The organism is Porphyrobacter sp. SLTP, from assembly GCF_009905735.1.
In the GTDB taxonomy this organism is placed as follows: Bacteria; Pseudomonadota; Alphaproteobacteria; order Sphingomonadales; family Sphingomonadaceae; genus Erythrobacter.
Genome location: NZ_JAAALE010000002.1, coordinates 83,830 through 99,331 on the forward strand (window position 1 = coordinate 83,830; position 15,502 = coordinate 99,331).

15 protein-coding genes are annotated in these 15,502 nt (G+C 65.7%); 8 read left to right on the forward strand and 7 right to left on the reverse strand.

Going from position 1 to position 15,502, the window contains the following annotated elements:
• The first annotated feature begins 102 nt into the window (after nt 1–102).
• Nucleotides 103–2,418 carry a DNA topoisomerase IV subunit A gene (parC, locus tag GVM20_RS01725; RefSeq protein ID WP_502706182.1) on the forward strand — a complete coding sequence of 772 codons (2,316 nt, stop codon included), beginning with the start codon at nt 103–105 and terminating at the stop codon, nt 2,416–2,418.
• Here parC and GVM20_RS01730 read toward each other — a convergent pair.
• The 5 genes from GVM20_RS01730 to GVM20_RS01750 form a co-directional block, all read right to left on the reverse strand.
• Nucleotides 2,415–3,608 carry a CCA tRNA nucleotidyltransferase gene (locus GVM20_RS01730; RefSeq protein ID WP_166545585.1) on the reverse strand — a complete coding sequence of 398 codons (1,194 nt, stop codon included), beginning with the start codon at nt 3,606–3,608 and terminating at the stop codon, nt 2,415–2,417. The genes parC and GVM20_RS01730 overlap by 4 nt on opposite strands.
• Complete coding sequence (locus GVM20_RS01735; protein WP_166545586.1) at nt 3,598–4,206, reverse strand: CoA pyrophosphatase; 609 nt, start codon at nt 4,204–4,206, stop codon at nt 3,598–3,600. The genes GVM20_RS01730 and GVM20_RS01735 overlap by 11 nt, the downstream gene beginning before the upstream one ends.
• On the reverse strand, nt 4,203–4,757 hold the full coding sequence (locus GVM20_RS01740) for a DUF1285 domain-containing protein (RefSeq protein WP_166545587.1): 555 nt from the start codon (nt 4,755–4,757) through the stop codon (nt 4,203–4,205). The genes GVM20_RS01735 and GVM20_RS01740 overlap by 4 nt, the downstream gene beginning before the upstream one ends.
• Nucleotides 4,758–4,930: 173 nt before the next feature.
• Complete coding sequence (locus tag GVM20_RS01745; protein WP_166545588.1) at nt 4,931–5,461, reverse strand: GNAT family N-acetyltransferase; 531 nt, start codon at nt 5,459–5,461, stop codon at nt 4,931–4,933.
• Nucleotides 5,461–6,624, reverse strand: a complete 1,164-nt coding sequence (locus GVM20_RS01750) for a PQQ-dependent sugar dehydrogenase (RefSeq protein ID WP_166545589.1) — start codon at nt 6,622–6,624, stop codon at nt 5,461–5,463. Before GVM20_RS01750 ends, GVM20_RS01745 begins: the two co-directional genes overlap by 1 nt.
• On the opposite strand from GVM20_RS01750, the gene rnhB reads away from it, so the two are divergent.
• The 4 genes from rnhB (at nt 6,623) to GVM20_RS01770 (ending at nt 11,259) form a co-directional block, all read left to right on the forward strand.
• Nucleotides 6,623–7,246: a ribonuclease HII gene (gene rnhB, locus GVM20_RS01755; RefSeq protein WP_166545590.1), complete on the forward strand. Its 624-nt coding sequence runs from the start codon at nt 6,623–6,625 to the stop codon at nt 7,244–7,246. The two genes, GVM20_RS01750 and rnhB, sit on opposite strands and share 2 nt — an antisense overlap.
• A gap of 412 nt (nt 7,247–7,658) precedes the next feature.
• The gene (locus tag GVM20_RS01760) at nt 7,659–8,801 is read left to right on the forward strand and encodes a site-specific DNA-methyltransferase (RefSeq protein WP_166545591.1); all 1,143 of its coding nucleotides are present in this window, start codon (nt 7,659–7,661) and stop codon (nt 8,799–8,801) included.
• Nucleotides 8,802–8,894: 93 nt separating this feature from the next.
• Nucleotides 8,895–10,007, forward strand: a complete 1,113-nt coding sequence (gene folP, locus GVM20_RS01765; RefSeq protein WP_166545592.1) for a dihydropteroate synthase — start codon at nt 8,895–8,897, stop codon at nt 10,005–10,007.
• Between the two features lie 79 nt (nt 10,008–10,086).
• Entirely contained in the window at nt 10,087–11,259 is a 1,173-nt protein-coding gene (locus GVM20_RS01770; RefSeq protein ID WP_166545593.1) for an alkaline phosphatase D family protein, read from the forward strand.
• Between the two features lie 68 nt (nt 11,260–11,327).
• Here the strand turns inward: GVM20_RS01770 and GVM20_RS01775 are convergent, their stop codons facing one another.
• Nucleotides 11,328–12,101, reverse strand: a complete 774-nt coding sequence (locus GVM20_RS01775; RefSeq protein ID WP_166545594.1) for an SDR family NAD(P)-dependent oxidoreductase — start codon at nt 12,099–12,101, stop codon at nt 11,328–11,330.
• Nucleotides 12,102–12,133: 32 nt separating this feature from the next.
• Entirely contained in the window at nt 12,134–13,579 is a 1,446-nt protein-coding gene (locus GVM20_RS01780) for a sigma-54-dependent transcriptional regulator (protein ID WP_166545595.1), read from the reverse strand.
• 289 nt (nt 13,580–13,868) lie between these two features.
• On the opposite strand from GVM20_RS01780, the gene GVM20_RS16410 reads away from it, so the two are divergent.
• The 3 genes from GVM20_RS16410 to GVM20_RS01790 are packed head-to-tail and all read left to right on the forward strand — an operon-like array spanning nt 13,869 to nt 15,495.
• Complete coding sequence (locus GVM20_RS16410) at nt 13,869–13,991, forward strand: hypothetical protein (RefSeq protein WP_286165985.1); 123 nt, start codon at nt 13,869–13,871, stop codon at nt 13,989–13,991.
• 12 nt (nt 13,992–14,003) lie between these two features.
• Entirely contained in the window at nt 14,004–15,125 is a 1,122-nt protein-coding gene (locus GVM20_RS01785) for an NAD(P) transhydrogenase subunit alpha (RefSeq protein WP_166545596.1), read from the forward strand.
• Nucleotides 15,126–15,129: 4 nt separating this feature from the next.
• On the forward strand, nt 15,130–15,495 hold the full coding sequence (locus GVM20_RS01790; RefSeq protein WP_166545597.1) for a PH domain-containing protein: 366 nt from the start codon (nt 15,130–15,132) through the stop codon (nt 15,493–15,495).
• Nucleotides 15,496–15,502: the final 7 nt, after the last annotated feature.

Here is a 15,502-nt window from a genome sequence, read left to right on the forward strand (position 1 = left end):
TAAACCGCAATTTCGCCACATTCTGCCGCGCGTGCCACGATCCGGCGATTTTCAACCCTGTGGAAACCCCTCTCCCGGCACAGCCCGCAGGTTGCTAGACGGATGGCCATGTCCGATCCCGTCACCACCGAGCCAGCCGATGACGGCTTCGACGCCATCGTCGATGCCCCCTTCGATGCCGCCCTGTCCGAGCGCTATCTGGTCTATGCGCTGTCGACGATCACCGCGCGTTCGCTGCCCGATCTGCGCGACGGGCTGAAGCCGGTCCACCGCCGCCTGCTGTGGGGCATGCGCCAGCTGCGCGTGACGCCCGACAGCGCCTTCAAGAAATGCGCCCGCGTGGTCGGCGATGTGATGGGCAAGTACCACCCGCACGGGAACCTCGCGCTCTATGACGCGCTGGTGCGCCTCGCGCAGCCGTTCATGCTGCGCTATCCGCTGATCGAGGGGCAGGGGAACTTCGGCAATATCGACGGCGATAACGCCGCGGCGGACCGCTACACCGAATGCCGCCTGACGCGCACCGCGATGGAGCTGATGTCGGGGCTGGACGAAGGCACGGTCGACTTCATCCCGACCTATAACAACGAGGAGGAAGAGCCGGTTATCTTCCCCGGCTTGTTCCCCAACCTGCTCGCCAATGGCTCGAGTGGGATCGCGGTCGGCATGGCGACGAGCATCCCTAGCCACAATGTCGCGGAGATCATCGACGCGACCCTGGAGCTGATCGACAACCCGTCTGTCACCCATGACCGGCTGATGGAGCTGTTCCACGGCCCGGATTTCGCCACCGGCGGGCAGGTGGTCGACAGCGCCGCCGCCATCACTGAAGCCTATCGCACCGGGCGAGGGTCCTTCCGCCTGCGCGGCCGCTTCCACGCGCCCGAGGCCAAGGAGCCTGACGACATCGCCGCCGGGATCGAACGGCTCGGCGGCGGGCAGTGGCAGCTGGTTATCTCGGAAATCCCGTATCAGGTGCCCAAAGGTAAGCTGATCGAGCAGATCGCCGCCGCCATCGCCGATCGCAAGCTGCCGATCCTCGAAGACGTGCGCGATGAAAGCGACGAAGCGATCCGCATTGTGATCGTGCCCAAGAGCCGCAATGTCGATCCCGAGCTGCTGAAGGAAAGCCTCTACAAGCTGACCGACCTCGAAACGCGGTTCAGCCTCAACCTGAACGTGCTCGACGAACGCCCCGGCTTTGGCCGCACGCCGATGGTGATGGGGCTGAAGGAACTGCTGGAAAGCTGGACCTTCGCGCAAATCGACATTCTCCAGCGCCGTTCGCGCCACCGGCTCGCGCAGATTGCCAAGCGGCTGGAACTGGTGCGCGGCTATATCATCGCCTACCTCAACCTTGACCGGGTGATCGCGATCATCCGCGCGGAGGACGAGCCCAAGCCGGTGCTGATCGCCGAGTTCGATCTGACCGATGTGCAGGCCGAAGCGATCCTCAACATGCGGCTGCGGTCCTTGCGCAAGCTGGAGGAAATGCAGCTGCGCAAGGAGCAGGACGCGCTGCTGGCGGAAGAGGCCGAATTGCAGGCCCTGCTGGAAAGCCCGGCCAAGCAGCGCACCCGGCTGAAGCGCGATCTGCGCGCCCTGCGCAAGACCTATGCCGAGGACACGCCGCTCGGCGCGCGCCGCACGCTGATTGCCGAGGCCGCGCCGACCGCGGTGTTCAGCATGGACGCGATGATCGAGAAGGCGCCCGTCACTGTGATCCTCAGCCAGAAGGGCTGGATCCGCGCGGCGAGCGGCCATGTGCCGCTGGATCAGGAGTTCAAATACAAGGAGGGCGATGCGCTCGCCTTCATCCTCCACGCGCAGACCACCGACAAGCTGCTGCTGGCCGCGTCAGACGGGCGGTTCTACACGCTTGGCTGCGACAAGCTGCCCGGCGCGCGCGGCTTTGGTGAGCCGGTGCGCACGATGGTCGATCTGGAAAGCGACGCCAATGTCAGCGCGATGATGGTGCACCGTCCGGGCGGGCGGCTGCTGCTCGCCTCCAGCCACGGCAAGGGCTTTGTCGCGGAAATGAACGAGCTCTTGGCCGAGACCCGAAAAGGCCGGCAGGTGGTAAACCTGAAGGATGGCGCGAAGCTGCAAGTGATCCGCCAGATTGCTGACAACCACGACCACGTCGCCTGCGTGGGCGACAACCGCAAGCTGGTGGTGTTCAATCTGGAAGAACTCCCCGTGATGACGCGCGGGCAGGGGGTGCAATTGCAGCGGTATCGCGACGGCGGAATGTCGGACGCGATCACCTTTGTGCTGGCCGATGGCCTCAGCTGGCAGATGGGCGGATCGGGCGAACGCACGCGCACCGAGACCGAAATCCGCATGTGGAAGGTCGCGCGCGGCGCGGCGGGGCGGATGCCGCCGCAGGGCTTCCCGAAGTCGGGCCGGTTCGACTAGTCGAACTTGAAGGCGCTCGTTCCCAATTCCTCGGCGAGCATCTGGTTCACCCGGTCGTTCGAGGGAAAGCCCTCGGCTACCCAGCGGGCTTCGATTTTCTGGAGCAGCTTTGCGACCTCGGGCCCGGCGGTGATCCCGCGGGCGACGATGGCGCCGCCTTTGAGCGGGAAGACTGGCACCGTCCAGCCATCGAGCACGCGGGCGTCGTGGCCCGTCAGCAGCAGTCGGTCGATCGCCAGCGGCAGGCTCAGGCGATAGGCGAGCGCCTGCGGGTCGGCTCCATCGCTCGCCCCGCGCTCGGCGGCGCTGACCAGCCGGGTGCGCTGGGCTTTGGAGAGACGCAGGCGGGCAGCAACGGTCTCGGCGATCTCGGGGGAGGGCGGCAGTAGCGCGGCCAATCGCCGCACCGGATCGGCGGCGATACCTTGCGCCGCTTCGGCAGCGATCACCTTGGCCAGCAGAGCGACCTGGGGTGGGCAGGCCTCGGGCAGGATCACGCCGAGCACGCCACGTTGACGCATCCGGGCGATGGTGGGGTGCGGATCGGGCAAGGCAAGCAAGTTGAGCAATTCCGCCGCGATCCGTTCCCGGCTCAGGCCCTTCAGCGTGTGGGCAAGTTCAGCGCAGGCATCCTCGGCCGTCTCGTCCAGCGCGGCGCCGAAGCGGGTCTGGAAGCGGTAGTAGCGCAGGATGCGCAGGTGATCCTCCGCGATGCGTTGGCGCGCATCGCCGATAAAGCGCACGCGGCCCTCGCGCAGATCGTCGAGGCCGCCGAACCAGTCGTCGATCTTGAGCGTTTCGGGGTGGGCGTAGAGCGCATTGATGGTGAAATCGCGCCGCGCGGCATCTTCGGGCCAGTCCTGCGCGAAGGCGATAGTGGCCCGCCGCCCATCGGTGGCGACATCGCGGCGCAGGGTCGTGACTTCGACCGGGCCGTCCTTGAGGATCACGGTTACTGTCCCGTGGTCGATCCCGGTCGGCACGGTGCGCAGCCCCGCGCGCTTGCAGGCGGCGATCACCTCTTCGGGCAGCAGCGTCGTGGCGCAATCGACATCGTGGACGGGCACGCCGAGCAAGCCGTCGCGTACCGCGCCGCCAACCCAGCGGATATTCTCGGCCCCCAGCGCTGCGGTCAGCGCGGCCAGCCCCGCGCGGCGGGTCCAGTCGGCCTCGGCAAGGTCACGCAGCATCGCGCAAAGCCTCCAGCGTGATCCGCCGCGACAGGTTGGCGATGATCGCCGCGGTGACGCCCCAGATGCGGAAACCCTGCCATTCCAGTTCGAGATAGCGCCGGTTCGCCCCGCGCCAGAACACCTCGTTGGTGGTCCAGCTGGCGGGGTCGAGCAGCGTGGCAAGCGGCGCTTCAAACCACGCTTCGACCTCGGTCGGGCTGGGGATGAGGGGGAGGCCGTGCGGCACCAGCCCCACCACCGGCGTCACCAGAAAGCCGGTGCCGGTGTGATAGATGTCGCTGGTGCCGATCACCCGCACCGCTTCGCGCGGCAACGCCAGCTCCTCCTCGGCCTCGCGCAGGGCGGCGGTGATAGCGTCCTCGCCCGGATCGATCTTGCCGCCCGGAAAGGCGACCTGCCCCGGATGGTCGCGCATCGCGCGGGGGCGCTGGGTGAGGATCACCTGCGGATCATGCGGCACATCGGTGATTGCGATCAGCACCGCAGCGGGCGTCGCGCGGCCATCGCGGGCGAAATGCGCATCGCTCAACAGATCGGGGACCTCGCGCGCATGGCCTGCCGCAAAGGCCTGAGCGAGCGGCTCGTACAGGCTCATGGCAGCAAGGAGAACGTCGCGCCATGGCTGGTGACCTGCCAGCCATTGTCCTGCGCCCCTTCGGCCAGTGCGATCTCCGCAAGCTGCGCCCAGGTGGACCGGTTGAGCCGCGCCTCGCACCCGCGCCGGACGTGGAGATAGAGCGCGGGCTCCTCCGCCGTGCCTGCCGCGCGCAAGGGATGGTCCGGCCCGGCAATCACGATGTCATCGGTGTTCAGCCGGAACGCCAGCGCGCCGTCCGCCCGCACGCAATCGGTGGCGATGAAGGCGGCATCCTCGACTTCGATGGCGAGCTTCTCGAACGGGGTGACGAGCCAGTGGTGCCCCTCCGCATCCCGGGTCAGCAGGCCCGCAAAGGCCCGCACCATCGCCTCGCGCCGGATCACGCCGCCTTCATGGAACCACGTGCCATCGGCGGCGATCACCATGTGGCTTTCGCCGATGACCTTCGGCGCCCAGCCTTCAACCGGCGGCAGCTTGCGATCCGCAACCAGCGCGGCGATTTCGGCCAGCGTCAGGCTGGCGAGGTAGGGGGGCGGTTCGTAGGGCATGGTTTCAGGGGGATGGCAGATGGAGGGCTGAAGGTGAACCTCAATTCGTCATTGCGAGCGACTGTAAGGAGCGCGGCAATCCATGGCCCAACCAATGAATGTTGTGCAGCGTGAACGGCCAAGTCCATGGATTGCTTCGTCGCTGACGCTCCTCGCAATGACGAGATGAGACGTTACCCCTCCCAAGGCCCCAGCATTCCCTCGGCCGGCATGGCGGCAAGGCCGTGGCCGCGCGCCAGCAAGCGGTGCTGTTCATAGGGACCGGGGCAGCGCCAACCACCCGTCAGCGCGGCGGAAAAGCCCCAGCGCCCGTAGTATTCTGCATCCCCGATCAGCACTTGCGGAAGCGCACGGCCTCCCGAGGCCGCCAGCCGCGCATCCTCGGCGATCATGGCGCTCATCAGGCCCACGCCAAAGCCTTCGCCCTGCCGTTCGGGCACCACGGCTACCGGGCCGACCATCACCAGGGGCACCTGACCCTGCTTGGTCTGCAACCCAATCGGCCAGCACTGGATCGTGGCGACCAGCATGTCATTTTCGTCCAGCGCGGCGAGGCTGAGGCCGGGCAGCCATGCCATCCCCTCACGGATGCGGTAAGCGGTGCGCGCATGGCGGTCCGGCCCGAAGGCGCGGTCCAGCACCTCCTCGATCATGGCCGGGTCGACCGCCTCAAGCGGGATCAGCGTGGCAGTGGTCGCAGCCATCAGCGCGCGGTGAGCTTCAGCAGCTTGGCGCCCTTGCCATCCTGCGCCACCCACAGCGCGCCGTCCGGCCCCTGCGCGATCGAGCGCAGGCGCGCGTCGAATTCGTGGCGGGTGACTTCGCGGGCAGCTTCGCCCTCGATCGCGACATCGACGATGGCTTGCGAGGCGAGGCCTGCCATGAGCGCATGGCCCTTCCAGGCGGCGAACATGTCGCCGGTGTAGATCAGCATATCACCCGGCGCGATCACCGGGTTCCAGCTGGTCGCGGGCTGGGCGAAGCCGTCATCGGCGGCGTGATCGGGGATCGGGTCGCCGTTGTAATGTTCGCCGTTGGAGCGGATCGGCCAGCCATAATTGGCGGCAGGCTTCACCAGGTTCAGCTCGTCACCGCCCGCCGGGCCATGCTCGACTTCCCACAACCGGCCCTGCGCATCCCAGTCCATGCCAAGGATGTTGCGGTGGCCATAGGACCAGATTTCCGCCGTCACGCCGCCCTTGTCAGCCATCGGATTGCCAGCCGCAGGCGTGCCATCAAGGTTGAGGCGCACGATCTTGCCCAGTGTGACGCTGGTATCCTGCGCGGGCTGCATCTTCTGGCGTTCGCCGCTGGCGACAAACAGATATTTGCCATCGGGCGACACCGCCAGCCGGTGCGAATAATGCCCCCGGCCGGTGACCTTGGGTGTCTGCCGCCAGATCACGGAAAGGCCCTCGATGGCGCACGTGGTTGCGGCGGAGCAAACCAGCGTTCCCTTGCCGACCACAGCGCCGCGGGTGTCAGCTTCGCCCGCTTCGGCCCAGCTCAGATAGATCGTGCGCTTGCCCAGGCTTTCCGAAGCCTCGGCGGGCAGGAAGGCGACATCGCCCAACCCGCCCTGACCGCCGTAATCGACGTTCGGAACCCCGCTGACCGTGCCGATCTGGCCGCTCGCGGTGTCGATGAACTTCAGGGTTCCGGCCTTCTCGGTCACGAACAGCGTCGCGGTGCCGGGTGCAAAGGCAATCGCCCAGGGTTCTTCGAAGGTCGCGACCTCCGTCACCGCAAACGGCATGGCCGAAGCCGCGGCGGGCGGGGCGGTTTCCCCACTTTCGGCATTCGCGCAGCTTGCCAGCGCCAGTGTGGAGACGGAAAGAGCAGCGAACAAACGGGCAGAACGGATCATGCTAGGGGTCACTCCGGGTTTCAGGCACGCAGGCAAGGCGATCGTCATTGGGGTTGACGAGGCTGGCCGCGGACCGCTGGCCGGGCCGGTGGTGGCCGCGGCGGTGGTTCTGGGGGAGGCGATACCTGCGGGGCTCGATGATTCCAAGCGCCTTTCGGCAAAGCGCCGCGCGGTGCTCGACACGGCGATCCGGGGTAGCTGCGGCTGGGCGGTGGCGGTGGTCGAGCCCGACGAGATCGACCGGGTCAACATCTTCATGGCGACCATGCTGGCGATGACGCGTGCGGTTGGCAGCCTCACCGCGGCGCTTGGGGCGGAACCGGGCGACGTGCTGATCGATGGCAATATGACGCCCCACGGCCGCTGTCCCGACTGGTGCTGGCCCGCCCGCGCGATTGTCGGCGGCGACGGGATCGAACCTTGCATCTCCGCCGCCTCGATCATCGCCAAGGAATGGCGCGACCGGATGATGCTGGAAGCCGCCGCCGCCCACCCGCACTACGGGTGGGAGCGCAACAAGGGTTACGGCACGGCGGAACATATGGAAGCGCTGCGCGTGCATGGCGCGACCCCGCTGCATCGCCGCAGCTTCGCACCGGTGGCGCAGCTGGTGCTGATTTGATTCTGCATTCCTGAATTTCGTCGCCCCATGTTTGACACGGGGCTTGACTATTCTTGCAGCAGGTGCGGCGTCTGCCGGCTCAAAGCTTCGCATGTGGACCGAAGAAGCCAAGCCCCGTGTCGAGCACGGGGCGACGGTGAGGATAGTGGTGGGACCGAAGGCAGGGGCAAGCAAAATCTTCTCAGCAACGATGGCTTTCGTTGTGAGTCCTCCCCGCCACACCCCTGCATCTGGAGTCCCGTCGCAGCCGCGGGACTCAACATCTTGTGCCGGTCTCGCTTCGTTCCGCGCAACCGGTGGGAGCTAAACCCCCTGTCAACCATAACAGCCACAAAATTAGCCGCTTGACGCGGACTCTTCAAAGACTCATGCCTGTGGATAAGTCGACAGCATAAGAAGCGGGGCAAGACCGGTGAGTGTGATAGAAAAAGTGAAATTGCGGGCGAAAAGCGTTGTAAAAACGTCGGAAACCGCGCGCGCACTCGATTTGCCGCTGGGGCGTATCCTGCCGGGCGATTGCATCGCCGCGATGCGCTCGCTCCCCACCAACAGCGTCGATCTCGTCTTTGCCGATCCGCCCTATAATCTCCAGCTGGGGGGCGATCTCAACCGCCCCGATGGCAGCCATGTCGATGCGGTGACCGACCACTGGGACCAGTTCGCCAGCATGGCGGTGTATGACAAGTTCACCCGCGAATGGCTGACCGAGGCGCGCCGCGTGCTCAAGCCCGATGGCGGGCTGTGGGTGATCGGCAGCTATCACAACATCTTCCGCGTCGGCAGCATCCTCCAGGATCTGGGGTTCTGGATCCTCAATGACATCGTCTGGCGCAAGACCAACCCGATGCCCAATTTCCGCGGCACCCGGTTCACCAACGCGCATGAAACGCTGATCTGGGCGAGCATGGGCGAGAAGGCGCGCTACCACTTCAATTATCGCGCGATGAAGACCTTGAATGACGAGCTTCAGATGCGCTCTGACTGGGTGATGCCGATTTGTGCGGGCGGCGAGCGGCTGAAGGAAAATGGCAAGAAAGCGCACCCGACGCAGAAGCCCGAAGCGCTGCTGTACCGCGTGCTGCTGGCGACGACCGAGAAGGGTGATGTGGTGCTCGATCCGTTTTTCGGCACCGGCACCACCGGCGCGGTCGCCAAGCGGCTGGGTCGCGAATGGATCGGCTGCGAGCGCGAGGATTTCTACCGCGAAGTCGCGATGAAGCGGATCGAAAAGGAACTCCCCCTCGATGAAAGCGCGCTCACCACGATGCAGAGCGCGCGCTCGGCGCCCAAGGTGGCGTTCGGCGCGGTGGTCGAGGCGGGGCTGATCCCGCCCGGCACCCAAGTGTTCGACAAGAAGCGCCGCTGGATCGCGACCGTCCGCACCGACGGCTCGCTGGAATGCGAAGGCAAGACCGGCTCGATCCACGGGCTGGGCAAGGACCTGCAAGCCGCGCCGAGCTGCAACGGTTGGTCGTTCTGGCATTATGAAACCGCTGGCGATGTGCAGCCGATCGATGCCGCGCGGCAGCTCTATCTGCTGGCGGCGGAGGATTGATTTTTGCGTGAGTCCCCGCGAAGGCGGGGACCTTGTTCGGCAAAGAGCCAGATTGCGGGCGGTCCCCGCCTGCGCGGGGAATCACGAACTGGTATGACGGATAAAGTCTATCTCCATCCCCTGACGCTCGTCCCCGGCCCGCAGGCCGTGGAGGGCGAGGCGGTGCGGCTTGGCGGGTCGATGGCCTATGCGCGTGAGTTTGCGCTGGTGGTTCGCGATGGCCGGGCGGTGTCCGAACGGATTGTCGGCACGCCCAAGGCCATCGAGGCGGCGCTGGCGCGGCTGTCAGGCACACTTGCGCAGGATGCGGCGGCGCAATGGGCCAATCTCGCCAAATCTCATCCCCCGTTGCAACTGGGCAGCCGGACGATCCGGCTTGATCAGCCCCAGATCATGGGCATCCTCAACGTCACACCCGATAGCTTCTCCGACGGCGGCCAACACGACGCCATCGAAGCGGGCCGCGCCCACGCCGCCGCTATGCTCGAAGCGGGCGCCGCGATCATCGACATCGGCGGGGAGAGCACCCGTCCCGGCGCTGCGGCCACATTTGAGGATGAGGAGATTCGCCGGGTCGTCCCCGCCGTCGAATATTGCGCCAGCATGGGCGCCGCGATCAGCCTTGATACACGCCGCGCAGGCGTGCTCGCCGCCGGGCTTGCGGCAGGCGCGCATATGGCGAACGACGTTTCGGCCCTCCGCTACGACCCACGCAGCATCGAAGTCGTCGCCAGCGCTGCTTGCCCTGTCATTCTGATGCACGCACCCGGAGCGGGCGAGGATCTCCACGCTGGCGGCACCTACGCCGACGTGGTGAGCGACGTCTTCGACTTCCTCAAGGCTGCTCGCGCCCGTGCCATTGCCGCCGGTATCGCCGAGGATCGCATCATCCTCGACCCCGGCATCGGCTTCGGCAAATCGCTGGCCGAGAACCTCGCCTTGCTGAACGCCCTGCCGCTGTTCCACGCGCTCGGCAGCCCGCTGATGCTGGGGGCGAGCCGCAAGCGGATGATCGGTGCGCTGTCGGTGGAGGAAGCCGCAGACCAGCGCCTCGCCGGATCCATCGCCTTGGCGGTGAAGGGCACGGAGGCCGGCGTCCACCTGCTGCGCGTCCATGACGTGGCCGAGACCGTGCAGGCGCGCAATGTCTGGCGCGGACTGCGCGATGCGGCGCTGACCGATTTCAGCGCGCTGCCGACAACCTGAACCCGCTTCCCAAGTTGCCACAGTTCTGTCACGCAGCGACGCCAAAGCCATCCATGACTCACGCTTCCGAGGAGCCTCCATGCGCCTGTCCCTGCTCGCTGCCACAGCCCTAGCTGCCGCCATCCCGGCTATCGCGCATGATGATGAGCCTGCGCCTACCAAGGCGGTGCCGGTCGCAGTCAGCGTCACGCCCGATCAGCTGCTCGCCCCCTATTACGAGGCGCTGCGCCAGCAGGTTGTGATGCCGGTCGCAGGACCGAACCCCACGCTCGCCGCCAACACTACGCTGACCCGCATCGCGGTGGGCAGTTGCAACCACCAGAATGCGCCGCAGCACATGTGGGCGCAGATCGCCTCGGCCAATCCGCAGCTGTTCCTGATGATCGGCGACAATGTCTATGGTGACAATGGCTGGGATGCCGATGCGGGGTTGGAGAGCCTGCGTTCGGCCTACGCCTTGCAGGCCTCGCATCCGGAATTTGCGGGCTTCCGCGCCAAGGTGCCGATGATGGCGACCTGGGACGATCACGATTTCGGTCTCAACGACGCGGGCGGCAATTTCCCGATGCGCCGCTGGGGCGAGACGCTGTTCGAGACCTTCTGGGGATCGTCCGACGCCGTCCGCTCGCGCCCCGGCGTTTACGAGAGCAACATCACCGGCCCGGAAGGCAAGCGGGTGCAGGTCATCCTGCTCGACACGCGCTTCTTCCGGTCTGATCTGAAGCGCGCCGCCTGGACCAAGGACCGTCCGCCGCTCGGCAGCTATGTGCCGGACGAGAGCCTCGACAAGACCATGCTGGGCGAGGCGCAGTGGGCGTGGCTGGAGCAGGAGCTGGCCAAGCCGGCCGATCTGCGGATCGTGGTGTCCTCGACCCAGGTGATCACCACGGCGCACCAGTTCGAAGGCTGGACCAATATGCCGGTAGAACGCAACCGGCTGCTGGAAATGCTCAAGAACCGCGAAGCGAGCGGGCTGGTGATCCTGTCGGGCGATCGCCACGCGGCGGGCATCTACAAGACCGCGCACAAGGGCGAGACGATGTGGGAGCTGACCAGTTCCTCGCTCAACCTGTCATTTGGCAGCGACAATGATCGCAGCACCGCGCGGGAACCCGATGCTGCGCGGGTAACGAAGTTCTTCTCGGAGGAGAATTACGGCCTTGTCGATATCGACTGGAAGGCCAAGCGCCTGACCATGACGCTCAAGAACAACACCAGCGCGACGCTGGCTGAGCAGTCTTTCAACTGGTGATGTTCTCGCTATGTTTCACGTGAAACATTTTCATCCCTGTTGGATTTGCGTAAAAAAATCACGTAAATTCAAAGGGTAAATCCGCCATCCGACACCATCACATGGCCGGTGATGTTGGAAGCGGCGTCGCTGAGCAGGTAGAGGATACTGTCTGCCATTTCCTCGGACGAGGCAAAGCGGCCCAAGGGCGTGGTCTTGGCCATCGCCTTCAGTGTCGCCTCTCGCCCGATGGCGGCGACGGAGCGCTGAAAATCCTCGCCGCTTTCCCAGATCGCGGTATCGACTCCGCCGGGCGCTATCGCATTGACGCGGATGCCCTTGCGCGCATTCTCCGCCGCAGCGATGCGCGCCATATGGGCGACGGCCGCCTTGGCGACGCCATAGGGCCCGATGCCGGGAACTGGCTTGAGACCAGTGGTCGACGACACGACAACCACGCTGCCACGATCGGGTTCGGCCTTGGCCTCCATCGCCCGCAGCGCGGTGGCAAGTGTCAGGAACGCCCCGTCGAGATTGACCGCCATGACCCGCCGCCATTCGGCCAGCGAGATCGCGGAAATGGGCCCGCCCGAACCGATGCCTGCGTTGACAACCGCATGGTCAAGACCTGTCAACGACCCGGCAACGGCCTGCCAAAGACCTTCATCCGCCACGCTGCCGACCACACGTTCGACGTCGCACGCACCAAGGTCGAGCGCATCCAGCCCGGGCCCGTCGACATCGACCAGCACCAGCCGCGCCGCACCCCTTGCTGCCAAGGCCCGCGCGCAGGCCGCGCCGATTCCCGATGCGGCACCGGTGACGAGCGCCGAGCGTCCGGCGAAATCCTGAATTGCTGTCATGGGCCAGCGGCTAGTCCCGCAAACCCCGCCGATCAAGCCGCGTTGTCGATCCCGAGATCGGAAAGCTTGCGGTAGAGCGTCGAGCGCCCGATCCCCAGGCGCCGTGCGACTTCGGTCATGCGCCCGCGATAGTGGCCGATGGCGAGGCGGATCACGTCAGCTTCGATCTCTTCGAGCGGACGCAGATTGCCGTCGTCGGTGTAGAGCATGATGCCCACACCTTCATGCGCACTCGCGACAGTGACGCTGCCCTGTTCGCCGAGCATTTCGGACAATTGCGGGAAGCTGTCGGCACTCAGCGAATTGCTCTCGCAATAGACCGCCGCGCGAAACAGCACGGATTGCAGCTGGCGGACATTGCCCGGCCAGTCATAGGCAGCCAGCAGCGCCAGCGCGCTGTCCGACACCGAAAGGTGATTGAGACCCGGCTGCTCGCCAATGCGAGCGAGGAAGTGGCGGGTCAGCGCCGGGATGTCGCCCGTTCGCTCGCGCAGAGGCGGCAACACGATGCGGGTCGCGCCCAGCTTGGCGGCGAGGCCTGCATCGAATTGTCCGGCGGCGACCATGCGCTCAAGCCCGACATTGCTTGTCACCAGCAGGCGCACATCGACGCGGAAACCGTAGCTTGCGCCGACTGGGCGAATGATCCCGCTGTCGAGCGCCTCGGCGAGGCGTTGTTGCAGCACGGGCGTCAGGCGGTCGATCTCGTCGAGGATCAGCGTCCCGCCGTCGCAATGCTGGAACGCGCCGATCTGGCGGTCGAAGGCACCGGGGAAGCTGCCGGGTTCATGCCCGAACAGCACAGAATCGATCGATCCGGGTGGGACCGAGGCAAGGTTGATGGTCCGCAGGGGTTCTTTCGAGCGCGGGGATGCGCCGTGCATCGCGCGCATCAGCATTTCCTTGCCGGTGCCGGTTTCGCCCTCGATCAGGACATGCCCATGCCCGCGCGCAGCCTTGGCGGCCTGCGCCAGTGCCGCGCGGAATTGCGGAGCGGTGCCGATCATCGCGTCGAAATCGAGGCTGGCGGACATTTTCTCGGTCAGCGGCGCGAGTTCATCGCGCGGCGCTTCGCGGGTGGTGACCGTCCGCAGCGCCTCCATCAGGCGGTCGGGGGAGACGGGCTTCACCAGATAATCGCTCGCGCCCGCCCGCATGGCTTCCACGGCCAGCAAGGGGGAAGCGCTGGTGGTCAGCATCAGGATCGGCAAGGCCGGGCGGCGCGATTTCAACTCGGCGATGAGGGCGCAGGCATCATCACCCGGCACCCATTGGTCGAGCAGGATCGCGGAGAGCTGCATCCCTTCACGCGTGCCGAGCATCGCAATCGCGGTCTCGGCATCCGGGGCGACGATCGTGCGCCAGCCATCACGCGCGGCAATCGCGGTGATGAGACGCGACTGCGCCGGCTCGTCATCGATGAGCATGACGATTCGCGCGTCTTCCTGCGCTTCGGGGTGGCAATCAATATCCGCCATCGGTCCTGCCGCTCGCTTTCCCTTGTCCTGCCGGGCCTTGCTGGGCTCGGTCCGACACAAGCCCTCTGCCTAAGGCGGGGAGGTAAAAACGGGATTAAGACTGTACCGCGGCGGGACAGGCAGGGGAGGCGGTGGAAACGTGCCTCTCACTAAAGGTGACTTGAGATAGCGGGGCTGCTCCGATACGGGAGCATCGCAGGGGCCTTGCGGCCCGACGCATATTTAACGCAACCATTCGGCAACCAATCGCACTTCGGTGCGTTCGATAGCCCAAGGGGAATTACGACCAATGACTGTTCACGACATGGAAAAGGCCACGGCCACCTACAGCGGGTTCATGGCGACGCTCAAATGGGCTGTCCCGGTGATCGCGGTGATCGCGTTTGCCGTTGTCGCTGCGATCGCCAGCTAAGCCGGCGCCCACGTGAAAATCGCCATCCTGAAAGAGCGCGCCTCAGGCGAGACGCGCGTCGCCGCTTCGCCGGAAACGGTCAAGAAGTTCGCAGCCTTGGGCTGTTCGGTCGCGGTTGAGGCCGGGGCGGGGGTGATCGCTTCGATCACCGACGCTGCCTATGCCGAAGCCGGTGCGACCATCGCCGACGCGGCGGCGACGGTGAAGGATGCTGATATCGTGCTCGGGATCCAGGCGCCCGATGTGGCGCTGCTGGCTGGCGCAAAGCCGGGCGCGATGGTGGCGGCGCTGTTCGATCCTTTCACCAAGCGTGATGTGGTCGATGCCTATGCCGCCGCCGGTTACGAGGCGCTGAGCATGGAGTTCATGCCGCGTATCACCCGCGCGCAATCGATGGACGTGCTGTCCTCGCAGTCGAACCTTGCCGGTTACAAGGCGGTGCTGGCGGCAGCGGACGCCTATGGCCGCGCCTTCCCGATGATGATGACCGCTGCCGGTACGGTACAGGCTGCGCGGGCCTTCATCATGGGCGTGGGTGTTGCGGGGCTTCAGGCGATTGCGACCGCACGGCGTCTCGGTGCACAGGTTTCGGCGACTGACGTGCGCTCGGCCACCAAGGAGCAGATCCAGTCGCTCGGCGCCAAGCCGATCTTCGTCGAGAACGTCGCGGGGATCGAAGGCGAAGGTTCGGGCGGCTATGCCACCGAAATGAGCCCGGAATACCAGAAGGCGCAGGCCGAACTGGTGAGCTCGCACATCGCCAAGCAGGACATCGTCATCACCACCGCGCTGATTCCGGGCCGCGCTGCGCCCCGGCTGATCACCGACGAACAGATCGCGACGATGAAGCCGGGCAGCGTGATCTTCGACCTTGCGGTTGCGCAGGGCGGGAATGTCGAAGGCTCGGTGGCGGATGAAGTCGTGATCAAGCACGGCGTCAAGATCATCGGCTATTCGAACACGCCCGCGCAGCTTCCCGCTGACGCTTCGGCGCTGTTTGCGCGCAACCACTACAACTTCCTCAGCGCCTTCTGGGACAAGGAGCAGGGCAAGCCCGTGCTCGACGAGGAAATCGGCACTGCGATCCGCCTGACGCAGGGCGGCAAGGTCGTGAACGAGCGGCTGCTTGGTTAACCCGATGGGTCTGATCAACGCCACTGTCTGGGATGCCGAGGACGCGGCCGAAGACCTCGCCTATGCGCTGGCGCATGGTGAAGTGGTGCGCTTCGCGTTCAAGCTGGTGCGGGATTCGATCATCTTTACGGATCGCCGGATCCTGATGATCGATATTCAGGGGCTGACGGGATCGAAAAAGCGGTTCCTGACGATCCCTTATCGCGCCATCACCACCTTCACGCTGGAAAGCGCGGGCCATTTCGATCTTGATACCGAACTCACGCTGACCGTTTCGGGCAGTGCGCCGATAGCGTTCAATGTCAGCCGCGGTGCGGATGTGCCGGGACTGGTGACGCTGCTCACCGAATATCTTGCGCCGGGGAAATAGGGGCGAT

Coding starts and splice junctions, on each gene's coding strand:
- parC (WP_502706182.1), top strand. CDS start 103: ATGGCCATGTCCGATCCCGTCACCACCGAGCCAGCCGATGACGGCTTC.
- GVM20_RS01730 (WP_166545585.1), bottom strand. CDS start 3,608: ATGCTGCGTGACCTTGCCGAGGCCGACTGGACCCGCCGCGCGGGGCTG.
- GVM20_RS01735 (WP_166545586.1), bottom strand. CDS start 4,206: ATGAGCCTGTACGAGCCGCTCGCTCAGGCCTTTGCGGCAGGCCATGCG.
- GVM20_RS01740 (WP_166545587.1), bottom strand. CDS start 4,757: ATGCCCTACGAACCGCCCCCCTACCTCGCCAGCCTGACGCTGGCCGAA.
- GVM20_RS01745 (WP_166545588.1), bottom strand. CDS start 5,461: ATGGCTGCGACCACTGCCACGCTGATCCCGCTTGAGGCGGTCGACCCG.
- rnhB (WP_166545590.1), top strand. CDS start 6,623: ATGCTAGGGGTCACTCCGGGTTTCAGGCACGCAGGCAAGGCGATCGTC.
- GVM20_RS01750 (WP_166545589.1), bottom strand. CDS start 6,624: ATGATCCGTTCTGCCCGTTTGTTCGCTGCTCTTTCCGTCTCCACACTG.
- folP (WP_166545592.1), top strand. CDS start 8,895: ATGACGGATAAAGTCTATCTCCATCCCCTGACGCTCGTCCCCGGCCCG.
- GVM20_RS01770 (WP_166545593.1), top strand. CDS start 10,087: ATGCGCCTGTCCCTGCTCGCTGCCACAGCCCTAGCTGCCGCCATCCCG.
- GVM20_RS01775 (WP_166545594.1), bottom strand. CDS start 12,101: ATGACAGCAATTCAGGATTTCGCCGGACGCTCGGCGCTCGTCACCGGT.
- GVM20_RS01780 (WP_166545595.1), bottom strand. CDS start 13,579: ATGGCGGATATTGATTGCCACCCCGAAGCGCAGGAAGACGCGCGAATC.
- GVM20_RS16410 (WP_286165985.1), top strand. CDS start 13,869: ATGACTGTTCACGACATGGAAAAGGCCACGGCCACCTACAGCGGGTTC.
- GVM20_RS01790 (WP_166545597.1), top strand. CDS start 15,130: ATGGGTCTGATCAACGCCACTGTCTGGGATGCCGAGGACGCGGCCGAA.